Below are 13636 nucleotides of genomic sequence, written 5' to 3'. Positions count from 1 at the left end.
TCGGCGTCTGTGCGGTGTCACTCTGCGCCGGGTCGGCGTCAGTCGTCGGGGTCGTCGAGCCGGGCCAGCCAGGTGGCGAACCGCTCGACGGCGACCTCGAACTCCGGGTGGGTGTCGACGAACTCCTGCAGGCGCTCGCCGAGCCAGGCCAAGGTGACCTCCTCGTCACCCCGGCGCTGCTCGAGCTCCTCGATCCCGCGGTCGGTGAAGTACATCAGGCGAACGCTTCGCCGATGAGGACCTTTGCCTCCTCGAGATGACGCTTCGCCGTGCCGACGGCGGTGGTGGACGACGCGGCCCGGGTGACGGGCTGGATCGCCCGGCCGAGCTGCGGGACGACGTTCAGGTAGAACGACGGCCACGGGCCCTGGTTGTAGGGCTCGTCCTGGACCCACTTCACGGTGGCGTTCGGGTACTTGTCGAGCTCGGCCCTCACGGCCTCGGTCGGCCACGGGTAGAGCTGCTCGACGCGCAGGATCGCCACGTCGTCGCGCTCGGACTTCTGCCGCTCGACCATCAGGTCCCAGGTGAGCCGGCCCGAGACGAGCAGCACCGTCTTGACCTGGCCCGGGTCGGCGCTCGCGTCGCCGATCACCGGGCGGAACTCGCCGGAGGTGAAGTCGGCGGGCACCGAGGCCGCCTCCTTGCGCTTGAGCATCGACTTCGGCGTGAACACGATGAGCGGCTTGTGCTCCTCGCCGAGGGAGTGGCGGCGCAGCAGATGGAAGTACGACGCGGGCGTGGACGGCTGGGCGACGACCATCGAGTCCTCGGCGCACAGGGCCAAGAAGCGCTCGATGCGCGCCGAGGAGTGGTCGGCGCCCTGGCCCTCGTACCCGTGGGGCAGCAGCAGCACGACGCCGGAGTCCTGGCCCCACTTGGTCTTGCCGGCCGAGACGTACTCGTCGATGACCGACTGGGCACCGTTGACGAAGTCGCCGAACTGCGCCTCCCAGAGGACCAGCGCGTCGGGGCGGGCCACCGAGTAGCCGTACTCGAAGCCGAGCGCGGCGTACTCCGACAGGAGGCTGTCGTAGACGAAGAACTTGGCCTGCTCCTCGGTGAGGTTGGCCAGCGGCGTCCACTCGTCGGCGTTGACCCGGTCGATGATCGTCGCGAACCGCGAGACGAACGTGCCGCGGCGCGAGTCCTGGCCGGCCAGGCGCACCGGACGCCCGTCCATGAGCAGCGAGCCGAACGCCAGGATCTCGCCGGTGCCCCAGTCGATCGGGCCGTCGGCGATCGCGGCGGAGCGGCGCTGGAGCTGGGGCATCACCTTGGGGTGGACGGTGAAGCCCTCCGGCGGGGTGACGTAGGCGTCGGCGATCCGCTTGAGGACCTCCGGCGTCACCGCGGTCTGGGTCTCGCCGACCGACTTGTCCGGGTAGTCCGGGACGGTGGTCCACTCCTTGGGCGCCGCCGAGGCCTCGCGGACCTCGGTGAACACCCGCTCCAGCTGCTGCTGGTAGTCGCGCAGGACCTGCTCGGCCTCCTCGATCGTGATGTCGCCACGACCGATGAGGGACTCCGTGTAGAGCTTGCGGACCGAGCGCTTCTGCTCGATGAGGTCGTACATCAGCGGCTGGGTGTACGACGGGTCGTCGCCCTCGTTGTGGCCGCGGCGGCGGTAGCAGACGAGGTCGATGACGACGTCGCTGTTGAACGCCTGGCGGTACTCGAACGCGAGCCGGGCGACGCGGATGCACGCCTCCGGGTCGTCGCCGTTGACGTGGAAGATCGGCGCCTGGACCATCCGGGCCACGTCGGTGCAGTAGAGCGTCGAGCGCGACGAGCCGGGCGAGGTGGTGAACCCGACCTGGTTGTTGATGACGACGTGAATCGTGCCGCCCGTGCGGTAGCCGCGCAGCTGCGAGAGGTTGAGCGTCTCGGCGACGACGCCCTGGCCCGCGAACGCGGCGTCGCCGTGGATGAGCATCGGCAGCACCGGGAACTCGGCGCCCCGGTCGAGGACGTCCTGCTTGGCGCGGGCGATGCCCTCGAGGACCGGGTCGACCGTCTCGAGGTGGGAGGGGTTCGCGGCGATGGACACGGCGATGGTCTCGCCGGTGCCGGCCACGAAGGTGCCCTCGGCGCCCAGGTGGTACTTCACGTCGCCGGAGCCCTGGACCGTGCGCGGGTCGATGTTGCCCTCGAACTCGCGGAAGATCTGGTTGTAGGACTTGCCGACGATGTTGGCGAGCATGTTGAGCCGGCCGCGGTGGGCCATGCCGATCGCGACCTCGACCAGGCCGGCCTGCGCGGCCGCCTCGGCGATCTCGTCAACGACGGGGACCGTGGTCTCGCCGCCCTCGAGGGAGAACCGCTTCTGCCCGACGAACTTGGTCTGCAGGAAGGTCTCGAAGGCCTCGGCCTGGTTGAGCTTCAACAGGATCCGCAGCTGCTCCTCGCGGGGCGGCTTGCTGTGGGGCTGCTCGACCCGCTCCTGGATCCAGGCGCGCTGCTCGGGATCCATGATGTGCATGTACTCGATGCCGGTGGTGCGGCAGTAGGAGTCGCGCAGGATGCCGAGGATGTCGCGCAGCTTCATGAAGCGCCGGTCGCGACCGCCGAACGAGCCGGTGGGGAACTCGCGCTCGAGGTCCCACAGGGTCAGGCCGTGGGACTCGATGCGCAGGTCCGGGTGGCTGCGCTGCTTGTACTCCAGCGGGTCGGTGTCGGCCATCAGGTGACCGCGCACCCGGTAGGCGTGGATCAGCTCGAGGATCCGGGCCTGCTTGTCGATCTGGTCGTCGTGGGACGTCGCGATGTCGGCGTTCCAGCGGATCGGCTCGTAGGGGATCCGCAGTGCGCGGAAGATCTCGTCGTAGAAGCCGTCCTGGCCGAGCAGGTACTTGTGGACCTGGCCGAGGAACTCACCCGACTGCGCGCCCTGGATGACGCGGTGGTCGTAGGTCGAGGTCATCGTCATGATCCGCGAGATCGCGTTGCGGGCGATGGTGTCCTCGGACGCGCCCTGGAACTCCGGCGGGTAGTCCATCGAGCCCACGCCGATGATCGCGGCCTGGCCCTGCATCAGCCGCGGCACCGAGTTGTTGGTGCCGAGACCGCCGACGTTGGTGAGGCTGACGGTCGTGCCGGAGTAGTCCTCCATGGTCAGCTTGTTGTCCTTGGCCTTGCGCACGATGTCCTCGTACGCCGTCCAGAACTGCGCGAAGTCCATCGACTCGCACGCCTTGATGCTGGGCGCGACCAGCTGGCGGGTGCCGTCCTTCTTCTGCTGGTCGATCGCCAGGCCCAGGTTGATGTGGGCCGGCGTCACCATGGTCGGCTTGCCGTCGATCTCGTCGAAGGTGTTGTTCATCGCCGGCAGCGCCTTGATCGCCTTGACGATCGCGTAGCCGATGAGGTGGGTGAAGGACACCTTGCCGCCGCGGGCGCGCTTGAGGTGGCTGTTGATGACGATGCGGTTGTCCCAGAGCAGCTTGACCGGGATGTTGCGCACCGAGGTCGCCGTCGGCACCGACAGCGAGATGTCCATGTTCTTCGCGGTCGCGGCGGGGATGCCGCGCAGCACCGTCAGGGTCGGCTCGTCGTTGGCCGTGACCGGCGCCGGTCGCGGGGCGTCCTTGGGGGTCGGGGCGGGGGAGTCGGCCTTCGGCGGCGTCGGCGTCGTCGAGGAGGCGGGGCTCACCTGCGGGGCCGGCGTGGCCCTCGGCGTGGGTGCGGTGGCCGGGGTGGTGGGAGCCGGGGTGGCGGGAGCGGCGGGCGCGGCGGCCCGGGCGGGAGCGGTGGCGACCGCGGTCGCCGTACCGTTGCCGCTGCCGTTCTTGAAGAACGTCGCCCACGCGGGATCGACGCTGCTCGGGTCGGCCTCGAAGCGTTCCTTCATCTCCTCCACGAGCCACTCGTTGGCTCCGAAGTCCTCAGGAACGGGAGATCCGGTGGACTGGTCTGACGACTGCGTCACGACGTGCTTCGCCTCTTCCGATGAGCTGGACCTACCCGCCGCCGATAGCGGGTGGCTGTCGACCGCCAAGGCTAGTCCCCCGGGGAAGCAAATACCGCCCTGTGGTCACCCTTTGCCGCCAGGTGTTGCGCATCAGACATCGAGGCGGTGTCCGCGGCGTGTGGAACGCGTTCTCGTCAGCTGTTCACGACGCCGTCGCGAGCCTCGCGCGCGCCCCGTCCGGCAAGCGCGTCGGCGCGCTCGTTGCCGGGGTCTCCGGCGTGCCCCTTGACCCAGTGCCAGGCCACGTCGTGGGCGGCCGCGGCGGCGTCGAGACGGCGCCACAGGTCGTCGTTCTTGACCGGCGCCTTGGCGGAGGTGCGCCAGCCGTTGGCCTTCCACTTCGCGACCCACGACATGATCCCGTTGCGGACGTAGCTGCTGTCGGTGTGGATGTCGACGACCGAGCGCCGGTTGAGCGACTCCAGGGCCCGGATGGCCGCCATCAGCTCCATCCGGTTGTTGGTGGTGGCCGGCTCGCCGCCGTACAGCTCCTTCTCGTGGGCGCCGTAGCGCAGCAGCGCGCCCCAGCCGCCGGGGCCGGGATTGCCGAGACAGGCGCCGTCGGTGTGGATCGTGACGCGCGCGGGGTTGTCCATGGGGCGCCTCCGGCAGGATTCGAACCTGCGACACCTGGTACCGGAAACCAGTGCTCTATCCCCTGAGCTACGGAGGCATGCGCCCCGGGAGGCGCGGTGAGGAACACTACCGGTCGACATCCCTGCATTGGAAACCGGTGCCCCTCGATACCCTAGGCCGGTGACTCCAGCGCAGCTCTCCACCACGATCGTCGACGCCCTCTCGACGCTCGTCGACCAGGGTGATCTCGCCCTGCCCGACGGCGTCCCGAGCGAGGTGACGGTGGAGCGACCGCGGCAGAAGGGGCACGGCGACTACGCCACCAACGTCGCGCTCCAGCTGGCCAAGCGGAGTCTGATCCGGGGGCAGGGGACCAACCCGCGGGCGCTCGGCGAGCTGCTGGCGGCGCGGCTCAAGCAGGCCGACGGGATCGCGGACGTCGAGCTGGCCGGGCCAGGCTTCCTCAACATCACCGTCGAGGCCGGCGCGCAGGGGCAGGTGGCCGCCGAGGTCGTGGCGGCCGGGGCGGCGTACGGGCGCACCGACACCCTCGCCGGCCAGAAGATCAACGTCGAGTTCATCTCCGCCAACCCGACCGGCCCGCTGCACCTCGGCCACACCCGCTGGGCGGTGCTCGGCGACGCGATCGGGCGGGTGCTCGCGGCGGCCGGCGCCGAGGTGACCCGCGAGTTCTACATCAACGACCGCGGCGTGCAGATGAACCACTTCGCCGACTCGATCATCGCCGCGGCGCTGGGCGAGCCGAAGCCGGAGGACGGGTACGCCGGTGAGTACATCGACGACCTCGCCAGGGCCGTCGAGGCGGCCAGTCCCGGGATCTTCGCCCTGCCCGCCGACGAGCGGCGGGCCGCCGTGCGCGCGAAGGGCTACGAGATCCAGCTCGCCGAGCAGCAGGAGCAGCTCGACGGATTCAACACGCACTTCGACGTGTGGTTCTCCGAGCTCTCGCTCCACGACTCGGGCTCGGTGCCGGACACGCTGCAGCGGCTCAAGGACCTCGGGCACGTCTTCGAGGACGGCGGCGCGCTGTGGATGCGCACCACCGACTTCGGCGACGACAAGGACCGGGTCCTGATCAAGTCCGACGGCGAGCTCACCTACTTCGCCTCCGACACCGCCTACTACCTGAACAAGCGGGCGCGGGGCTTCGACCACTGCATCTACCTGCTCGGCGCCGACCACCACGGGTACGTCGGCCGGCTGCGGGCCATGGCGGCCTGCGTCGGCGACGACCCCGACCGGACGCTCGACGTGATGATCGGCCAGCTGGTCAAGATCCTGCGCGACGGCCAGGAGCTCAAGCTGTCCAAGCGGGCCGGCACGATCGTGACCCTCAACGAGCTCGCCGAGGAGATCGGCGTCGACGCGCTGCGCTACTCCCTGGCGCGCTACCCGGCCGACTCGCCGCTGACCCTCGACGTCGCCGAGATCACCAAGGCGTCCAACGACAACCCGGTCTACTACGTCCAGTACGCCCACGCGCGGACCTGCCGGATGCTGGCCAATGCGGCCGACCTCGACATGACACTGCCGGGTGACGCGTTCGACCCGAGTCTGCTCGACCACGAGCGCGACGGCGAGCTGCTGCGGGCGCTGGCGGAGTACCCCCGGGTCGTGGCCAGCGCCGCCGAGCTGCGCGAGCCGCACCGGGTCGCGCGCTACCTCGAGGACACGGCGTCGGTCTTCAACAAGTGGTACGACACCAAGGAGTGCCGGATGCTGCCGCAGGGCGACGAGCCGGCCGGCCCGGCCAACCTGGCGCGCCTGGTGCTCGTCGTCGCCACCCAGACCGTGATCGCCAACGGGCTCGACCTGCTCGGCGTCTCCGCGCCGGAGCGCATGTGATGGGTCGTGTCCCTCCCGGCGACTACGCCGGCACCTCGCCCGTCTGGCTCCGCGAGCCGGCCGACGTCAACGAGCTCGTCCCGGCGCTGTGGTCGGCCTCGGCCCGCAAGGACGACGGCGTGCTGTCGATCGGCGGGCTGCCGGTCCCGGACCTGGTCGCCAACGTCAACACGCCGGCGTACCTCCTCGACGAGGACGACTTCCGCACGCGGGCCCGGGGCTTCCGCGACGGCTTCTCCGGGTACGACGTCTACTACGCCGGCAAGGCCTTCCTCTGCATCGCCGTCGCCCGCTGGGTGGCGGAGGAGGGGCTGTGTCTCGACGTGTGCAGCGACGGCGAGCTGACCGTGGCCCTGCGCGCGGGAACCGATCCGGCGCGGATCGGCTACCACGGCAACAACAAGACCGCGATCGAGCTGCGTCGCGCGGTCGATGCCGGGGTCGGCCGGATCATCGTCGACTCGTTCCACGAGATCGAGCGGATCGCCGACGTGGCCCGGCAGCTGGGGGTGACCCAGGGCGTGATGGTCCGCGTCACCGCCGGGGTCGAGGCACACACCCACGAGTTCATCGCGACCGCCCACGAGGACCAGAAGTTCGGCTTCTCGATCTCCTCGGGCGACGCCTTCGAGGCGGCGTCGCGGGTGGTCGCCGCCGATGGCCTGGAGCTGCGCGGCCTGCACAGTCACATCGGCTCGCAGATCTTCGACACCTCCGGCTGGGAGGTCGCCGCTCGCCGGGTGCTCGCCCTGCACGCCCGGATCGGCGCCGAGCTCGGCCAGGTGCTGCCGGAGCTCGACCTCGGCGGCGGCTTCGGCATCGCCTACACCACCCAGGACGACCCCGCCGACCCCGCGGTGCTCGCCGAGCAGATCACCAGGATCGTCACGGGGGAGTGCGCGGCCCTCGGGATCGCCGTCCCCCACCTGTCGATCGAGCCCGGGCGCGCCATCGTCGGCCCCGCGATGTGCACCGTCTACACGGTCGGCACGGTCAAGGAGGTCGCACTCGACGGCGGCGCCACCCGCACCTACGTCTCCGTCGACGGCGGGATGAGCGACAACATCCGCACCGCCCTGTACGACGCCGACTACTCCTGCACCCTCGCCTCCCGCTCCTCCGAGGCCGCGCCGGTGCTGGCGCGGGTCGTCGGCAAGCACTGCGAGTCCGGCGACATCGTGGTCAAGGACGAGTTCCTGCCGGGCGACGTCGCCCCGGGCGACCTGGTCGCGGTGCCCGGCACCGGTGCCTACGGCCGCTCGATGGCGTCCAACTACAACCACGCGCTGCGCCCGCCGGTGGTCGCGGTCAAGGACGGGCAGGCCCGGGTCGTCGTACGACGCGAGACGGTCGACGACCTGCTGGCCACCGACCTCGGCTGACCGGGCCTGGTCAGGAGCGCCCGACCAGCCGCACCGGCCCGTCGCCGTACTCCTGCAGCATGTCGCCGGGGTTGGCCAGCGAGCACGACCGCAGCGACAGGCAGCCGCAGCCGATGCAGTCGTCGAGGGTGTCGCGCAGCCTCTCGAGCCGGCTGATCCGGTCGTCGAGGGTGCTGCGCCAGGCGCGGGACAGGCGGGCCCAGTCGGCCTTGGTGGGGGTGCGGCCCTCGGGGAGGGTGGCGAGTGCGCCGCGGATCTCGGCGAGCGACACCCCGACCCCCTGCGAGACCCGGATGAACGCGACCCGGCGCAGCACGTCGCGGTGGTAGCGGCGCTGGTTGCCGGCCGTGCGAATGCTGGTGATCAGGCCCTCGCGCTCGTAGTAGTGCAGGGCGGAGACGGCGACGCCGGAACGGTGAGCGACGTCCCCGGGCGTCAGGTCGTGGCTACGGAGGGCGCGGTTGAGGTCCATTGACCTCAACCATACTTCAGGTTGTCGAATGTCGTCATGCACGCGATCCGTCACCACGCCTTCGGGCCCGCCGACCTCCTCCGCCTCGAGCAGCTGCCCGACCTCGAGCCCGCGCCCGGCCAGATCCGGATCGCGGTCGAGGCCGCGGGCGTCCACCTGCTCGACACCTCGATCCGGGCGGGGGAGGCGTTCGGGCTCGGCCAGGCGCCCGAGCTTCCGGTGATCCCGGGGCGCGAGGTCGCCGGCGTCGTCGACCGGGTCGGGGACGGCGTCGACGCGAACTGGCTCGGGCGCCGGGTGGTGGCGCACCTCGGCTTCGCCGGTGGCGGGTACGCCGACCAGGCGGTCGTCGACGCCACCCGGGCCTACGCGCTGCCGGACCACCTCGACGCCGCCACCGCGGTCGCCGCGATCGGGACCGGCCGCACCGCAGCGGCGATCCTCGACCTCGCCCAGGTCACCGGCGACGATGTCGTGGCCGTCACCTCCGCGGCCGGCGGGCTCGGCACCCTGCTCCTCCAAGGCGTGCGCAACCTGGGCGCCACGGCGGTCGGCGTGGCCGGCGGGCCGGACAAGGTCGCGATCGCCGCGAAGCACGGCGCGGACCCGGCACTCGACCGGCGTACACCCGGCTGGGCCCGCCGCCTCCCCGGTGCGCTCACCCTCGTCCTCGACGGCGTCGGCGGCGAGGTCGGGCACACGCTCTACGACCGGCTGACCGAGGCAGGCAGGCTGGTCCGCTACGGCTGGGCCTCCGGCACCCAGAACGCGTACGACGACCCGGAGCGCCCCGTCGTCGACGTCCTCGGGCCGTCGATCATGAGCAGGCTCGCCGAGTTCGAGCGGGCGGCGCTCGACGCCGCGGCCGACGGCTCCCGGGTGCCGTACGTCGGCAGCGCCTTCCCGCTCGCCGACGCGGCCGCCGCCCACCGGGCGCTCGAGACAGGCGCCACCTCCGGCAAGGTGGTCCTGCTGGTCGAGCGGTCCGCGCGGTGACCGCCCTCGCCGACGTCGCGACGCCCTCGCCACTGCGCGGCCGGGCGAGGAGGGGCGTACGTCGTCCGCGCTGCAGCTCGACGACTACCTGGCCAACAGTGCCGGTCTGGTCCGCGGGGGCGTCGTCTTCGCCGGGTTCGCGGTGTCCGCGCCGGTCTCCGCCGCCACCGGGCTGGTGCTCGCCGCGGCCGTCCTGGCCGCCCTCGCGCTGGTCCCGGCCCGGCGGCTGGCCGGGTGAGTCACGGGGCGAACAGGTCGTCGAGGTCGAGGGTGATCTCGAACGGGCCGAAGGTGAGGTCCTGGCTGCCGCCGGCGAGCCGGGCGGTCTCGGTCAGCTCGCCGTCGGCGAGCTCGTGGACGAGCAGCGCCTTGGCCCGCGGATCGACGATCCAGTAGGTCGCCAGCCCCCAACGGGCGTAGAGGTCGCGCTTGTAGCCGAGGTCGTACTTGCGGTGACCGGACAGGATCTCGACGGCCAAGGCGGGCGTACGGGTCGCCCGCCCCGCGCCGGTCGACCAGTAGACCATCACGTCGGGCACCGGCTCCTGGCGTTCGCCGGACGGTCGCCAGCCGACCTCCTGCCGCGCGCAGTACGGCGCCAGCACGACCTCGCGCAGCGCGGAGGTGACCCGGTAGGAGAGCTCGGCATGCCGCTCGCTCGCGGGCGGGGCCATCACCCACACGCCGTCGAGGTACTCGCCACGCTCGGCGTCGTCGGACGCGAGATAGTCGGTCCACGACAATGCCTGCGACCACGCCGGGTCGGCTCCGAGCGGGGCCATCGCCATCCTCCGCATGCGTCCTCCGATGCTGACCCGACCATTCTGCCTCCCGAGATCGGACATGGCGACCATCCGTCGCGAGAGCGCCGGCGGAGTCCATTGCGTTCGGCTTGGCTGTGGAGAACCGGCCGCAAGGTGTCCGCGTTCTGCCGCCTCTGACCGGACGCTCCACACCCGCCGATACGATCAGCGGGTGAACAGTCCTCTCAAGGTTGCCGTGCTCGGCTGCGGTTCCGTGGGGTCGCAGGTGGTGCGGCTGCTCGGCGAGCAGGCCGACGACCTTGCGGCCCGGGTCGGAGCCCCCGTGGAGCTGGTCGGCGTCGCCGTACGACGTCTCGACAGTCCGCGTGAGGTCGAGGTGCCGGCCGGGCTGCTCACGACCGACGCCGCGGGCCTGGTCGCCCGCGACGACGTCGACGTGGTGATCGAGGTGATCGGCGGCCTCGAGCCGGCGCGCTCGCTCATCCTGTCCGCGCTCGAGCACGGCGCCTCGGTCGTCACCGCCAACAAGGCGCTGCTCGCCGAGGACGGCGCGACGCTCTTCGAGGCCGCCGAGAAGGCCGGCCGCGACCTCTACTACGAGGCGGCCGTGGCCGGCGCCATCCCGATCCTGCGCCCGCTGCGCGAGTCGCTGGCCGGCGACAAGGTGACCCGGGTGCTCGGCATCGTCAACGGCACCACGAACTTCATCCTCGACAAGATGGACACCTCCGGCGCCGGCTTCGGCGACGCGCTCGAGGAGGCGCAGGCCCTCGGGTACGCCGAGGCCGACCCCACCGCCGACGTCGAGGGCTTCGACGCCGCGGCGAAGGCCGCGATCCTGGCCAGCCTGGCGTTCCACTCCCGAGTGACAGCCAACGACGTCCACCGCGAGGGCATCACCGACGTCACCGCCGGCGACGTCCGCTCGGCCCGTGACATGGACAGCGTCGTCAAGCTGCTCGCGATCGCCGAGCTGCGCACCGACGAGCAGGGCGACGAGGCGGTCAGCGTCCGTGTCCACCCCGCGATGATCCCGAGGTCGCACCCCCTGGCCAGCGTCCGCGAGGCCTACAACGCGGTCTTCGTCGAGTCCGAGGCGGCCGGCCAACTGATGTTCTACGGCCCCGGTGCCGGTGGCTCGCCGACCGCGAGTGCGGTCCTCGGCGACCTGGTCACGGTGGCCCGCAACCACCGTCAGGGCACGCGCGGCGTCGGCGAGTCGGCGTACGCCGACCGGGCGGTGCTGCCGATGGGGGAGACCCGCACCCGCTACCACGTCGCCATCGACGTCGACGACCGGGCGGGCGTGCTGGCGGCGGTGGCGCAGGCCTTCGCCGAGCACGGCGTCTCGATCCAGACCGTTCGTCAGGAGGGCCGGGGCGACGACGCTCAGCTCGTCGTCGTCTCGCACGAGGCCACGGACGCGGCGCTGACCGCGACCGTCGACCACCTGCGTGACATGGACATCGTGCGCGAGGTCACCTCGGTGATGCGCGTCGAAGGAACCGAAGAGTGAGCATGAGCAACACCCCCAACGGTCAGTGGCGCGGCGTCATCGAGGAGTATCGCGAGCTCCTCGACATCCCGGCCGACACTCCCGCCGTCACCCTGCGTGAGGGCGGCACGCCCCTGGTCCACTCCGCGTGGCTCTCCGGGCTGACCGGCGCCCAGGTGTGGCTGAAGGTCGAGGGCAACAACCCGACCGGATCGTTCAAGGACCGCGGCATGACCACGGCCCTCTCGGTCGCCGTCCACGAGGGTGCCAAGGCCGTCGTGTGCGCGTCGACCGGCAACACGTCCGCCTCGATGGCCGCCTATGCCGCCAAGGCCGGCGTCACCCCGATCGTGCTGGTCCCCGAGGGCAAGATCGCCGCCGGCAAGATGGCCCAGGCGGTGCTGCACGGCTCCCAGGTCATCCAGGTCCGCGGCAACTTCGACGACTGTCTGCGGATGGCCCGCGAGATGGCGTGGAAGTACCCCGTCGCACTGGTCAACTCGGTCAACCCGCACCGCCTCGAGGGCCAGAAGACGGCGGCCTTCGAGATCGTCGACTTCCTCGGTGACGCCCCCGACTTCCACCTGCTGCCGGTCGGCAACGCCGGAAACATCTCGGCGTACTGGCTCGGCTACACGCAGTACGCCGGCCTCGGCCGCGCCACCAAGAAGCCGGTCATGCGCGGCTTCCAGGCCGAGGGCGCCGCGCCGCTGGTGACCGGCGAGCCGTTCCCCGACCCGGAGACCCGCGCGACCGCGATCCGGATCGGCAACCCCGCGTCCTGGAAGCTCGCCGAGGCCGCGCGAGACGAGTCCGGCGGCCGGTTCGCCGCCGTCTCCGACGGTCGGATCCTGGCCGCGCAGAAGGCGCTGGCCGCCAACGACGGCGTGTTCGTCGAGCCCGCGTCGGCCGCCGGCATCGCCGGGCTGCTGGCCGAGCTGGAGGCAGGGGAGTCCTACCAGGGCACCACCGTCGCGATCACCGTCACCGGCCACGGCCTCAAGGACATCGCCACGGCCCTCGACGGGCTGGTGCTGCCCGAGACGGTGGTCGACGCCGAGGTCGACGCCGCCGCCGCAGCCGCGGGCCTCTGAGCCCATGACGTTCGTGGAGGGCCCGGTCCGGGTCCGGGTGCCCGCGACGTCCGCCAATCTCGGCCCCGGCTTCGACACCCTCGGCCTGGCGCTCGACCTGCACGACCGGCTCGAGGCCGAGGTGCTCGCCGAGGGCCTCGTCGTCGAGGTCGAGGGATACGGCGCGGGCCAGGTCCCGCTCGACGAGCGGCACCTCGTGGTCCGCGCGATGCGCGCGACCTTCGACCGGCTCGGCAAGCAGCCGGCCGGTCTGCGGCTGACCTGCGCCAACGCCATCCCGCACGCCCGCGGCCTCGGGTCGTCCTCGGCCGCGATCGTCGCCGGCGTCTGGCTGGCCCGGGAGCTGGTCGCGGGCGGGCGGCTGCTCCTCGACGACGCCGCGCTGCTCGACCTCGCCGCCCAGCTCGAGGGCCACCCCGACAACGTCGCGCCGGCGCTGCTCGGCGGCTTCGTGATCTCCGGCCAGGACGCTGACGGCACCTTCTGGGCGGTCCCCGGCAGTGTCGACCCGCGGGTCGGCACGGTCGTGCTCGTACCCACCACCCCGGTCGAGACCGAGACCGCGCGCGGGCTGCTGCCGGCCGCCGTACCGCACGCGGACGCGGCGGCCAACGCCGGCCGGGCCGCGCTCCTGGTCGCCGCGCTGTCGGGGCGCCCCGAGGAGCTGCTGCGCGCGACCGAGGACCGGCTGCACCAGGTGTACCGCCGCCCCGCCATGCCCGAGAGCCTCGCCCTCGTCGAGGCGCTGCGCGCCGACGGCGTCCCGGCCGTGATCTCGGGGGCCGGTCCGACCGTGCTGGCCTTCACCGACGGGCCTGGCTCGACGGCGACCCAGGCGCTGCTGGCCCGCTGTCCCGAGGGGTGGGAAGCCCGCGCGCTGGCCGTCTCCGGCGCCGGCGCCGCGCCGGACGCGCCCGGCGACCGGTGATCCTCGCCACCGTGGTGGTACATTGACGCAGCGCCGCAGTTCTCGGCGCCCCGGCGGGCTCGGCCCGCCCCTCTTCAGGTTCGCTCCGACCGT

Annotated in this window: 11 protein-coding genes and 1 tRNA gene; 6 read left to right on the top strand and 6 right to left on the bottom strand. The window is 71.9% G+C overall.

What is annotated here, in order from left to right:
• Positions 1–38: 38 nt before the first annotated feature.
• The 4 genes from ACUP6Y_RS14585 to ACUP6Y_RS14570 form a co-directional block, all read right to left on the bottom strand.
• Positions 39–215: a DUF6104 family protein gene (locus ACUP6Y_RS14585; RefSeq protein ID WP_181410938.1), complete on the bottom strand. Its 177-nt coding sequence runs from the start codon at positions 213–215 to the stop codon at positions 39–41.
• Entirely contained in the window at positions 215–3928 is a 3714-nt protein-coding gene (locus ACUP6Y_RS14580) for a multifunctional oxoglutarate decarboxylase/oxoglutarate dehydrogenase thiamine pyrophosphate-binding subunit/dihydrolipoyllysine-residue succinyltransferase subunit (RefSeq protein ID WP_462551466.1), read from the bottom strand. The genes ACUP6Y_RS14585 and ACUP6Y_RS14580 overlap by 1 nt, the downstream gene beginning before the upstream one ends.
• Positions 3929–4104: 176 nt before the next feature.
• Positions 4105–4566 carry a ribonuclease HI gene (gene rnhA, locus ACUP6Y_RS14575; RefSeq protein WP_462551465.1) on the bottom strand — a complete coding sequence of 154 codons (462 nt, stop codon included), beginning with the start codon at positions 4564–4566 and terminating at the stop codon, positions 4105–4107.
• Between the two features lie 4 nt (positions 4567–4570).
• Positions 4571–4643: transfer RNA gene (locus tag ACUP6Y_RS14570), tRNA-Arg, on the bottom strand.
• A gap of 83 nt (positions 4644–4726) precedes the next feature.
• Here ACUP6Y_RS14570 and argS point away from each other — a divergent pair.
• Together argS and lysA are read left to right on the top strand one after the other, a co-directional pair.
• Complete coding sequence (gene argS / locus ACUP6Y_RS14565; RefSeq protein WP_462551463.1) at positions 4727–6412, top strand: arginine--tRNA ligase; 1686 nt, start codon at positions 4727–4729, stop codon at positions 6410–6412.
• Positions 6412–7794 carry a diaminopimelate decarboxylase gene (gene lysA, locus ACUP6Y_RS14560; protein ID WP_462551462.1) on the top strand — a complete coding sequence of 461 codons (1383 nt, stop codon included), beginning with the start codon at positions 6412–6414 and terminating at the stop codon, positions 7792–7794. The genes argS and lysA overlap by 1 nt, the downstream gene beginning before the upstream one ends.
• 10 nt (positions 7795–7804) lie before the next feature.
• On the opposite strand, the gene soxR is transcribed toward lysA, so the two are convergent.
• The gene (gene soxR / locus ACUP6Y_RS14555) at positions 7805–8266 is read right to left on the bottom strand and encodes a redox-sensitive transcriptional activator SoxR (RefSeq protein ID WP_462551461.1); all 462 of its coding nucleotides are present in this window, start codon (positions 8264–8266) and stop codon (positions 7805–7807) included.
• Positions 8267–8302: 36 nt separating this feature from the next.
• Here soxR and ACUP6Y_RS14550 point away from each other — a divergent pair, with 36 nt between their 5' ends.
• The gene (locus tag ACUP6Y_RS14550) at positions 8303–9262 is read left to right on the top strand and encodes an alcohol dehydrogenase catalytic domain-containing protein (RefSeq protein WP_462551460.1); all 960 of its coding nucleotides are present in this window, start codon (positions 8303–8305) and stop codon (positions 9260–9262) included.
• Between the two features lie 239 nt (positions 9263–9501).
• On the opposite strand, the gene ACUP6Y_RS14545 is transcribed toward ACUP6Y_RS14550, so the two are convergent.
• Positions 9502–10044 carry a Uma2 family endonuclease gene (locus ACUP6Y_RS14545; protein ID WP_462551459.1) on the bottom strand — a complete coding sequence of 181 codons (543 nt, stop codon included), beginning with the start codon at positions 10042–10044 and terminating at the stop codon, positions 9502–9504.
• Between the two features lie 193 nt (positions 10045–10237).
• On the opposite strand from ACUP6Y_RS14545, the gene ACUP6Y_RS14540 reads away from it, so the two are divergent.
• Genes ACUP6Y_RS14540 through thrB form a run of 3 tightly spaced genes read left to right on the top strand, consistent with a single transcriptional unit; the run spans position 10238 to position 13543 of the window.
• Entirely contained in the window at positions 10238–11542 is a 1305-nt protein-coding gene (locus ACUP6Y_RS14540; RefSeq protein WP_462551458.1) for a homoserine dehydrogenase, read from the top strand.
• 2 nt (positions 11543–11544) lie between these two features.
• Entirely contained in the window at positions 11545–12615 is a 1071-nt protein-coding gene (gene thrC / locus ACUP6Y_RS14535) for a threonine synthase (RefSeq protein ID WP_462551457.1), read from the top strand.
• Positions 12616–12619: 4 nt separating this feature from the next.
• A complete protein-coding gene (gene thrB, locus ACUP6Y_RS14530; RefSeq protein ID WP_462551456.1) occupies positions 12620–13543 on the top strand; it encodes a homoserine kinase in 924 nt (307 codons plus the stop codon).
• Positions 13544–13636 lie beyond the last annotated feature (93 nt).

Source organism: Nocardioides sp. S5-5, assembly GCF_054954065.1.
The sequence above is the reverse complement of the archived record's forward strand: the minus strand, read 5'-3'. Positions and strand labels throughout refer to the sequence as shown.

Bases quoted from the DNA above. Each gene is read 5' to 3' on its own strand.
- ACUP6Y_RS14585 (WP_181410938.1), bottom strand. From the start codon at position 215: ATGTACTTCACCGACCGCGGGATCGAGGAGCTCGAGCAGCGCCGGGGT.
- rnhA (WP_462551465.1), bottom strand. From the start codon at position 4,566: ATGGACAACCCCGCGCGCGTCACGATCCACACCGACGGCGCCTGTCTC.
- lysA (WP_462551462.1), top strand. From the start codon at position 6,412: ATGGGTCGTGTCCCTCCCGGCGACTACGCCGGCACCTCGCCCGTCTGG.
- soxR (WP_462551461.1), bottom strand. From the start codon at position 8,266: ATGGACCTCAACCGCGCCCTCCGTAGCCACGACCTGACGCCCGGGGAC.
- ACUP6Y_RS14550 (WP_462551460.1), top strand. From the start codon at position 8,303: ATGCACGCGATCCGTCACCACGCCTTCGGGCCCGCCGACCTCCTCCGC.
- ACUP6Y_RS14545 (WP_462551459.1), bottom strand. From the start codon at position 10,044: ATGGCCCCGCTCGGAGCCGACCCGGCGTGGTCGCAGGCATTGTCGTGG.
- thrC (WP_462551457.1), top strand. From the start codon at position 11,545: ATGAGCAACACCCCCAACGGTCAGTGGCGCGGCGTCATCGAGGAGTAT.
- thrB (WP_462551456.1), top strand. From the start codon at position 12,620: ATGACGTTCGTGGAGGGCCCGGTCCGGGTCCGGGTGCCCGCGACGTCC.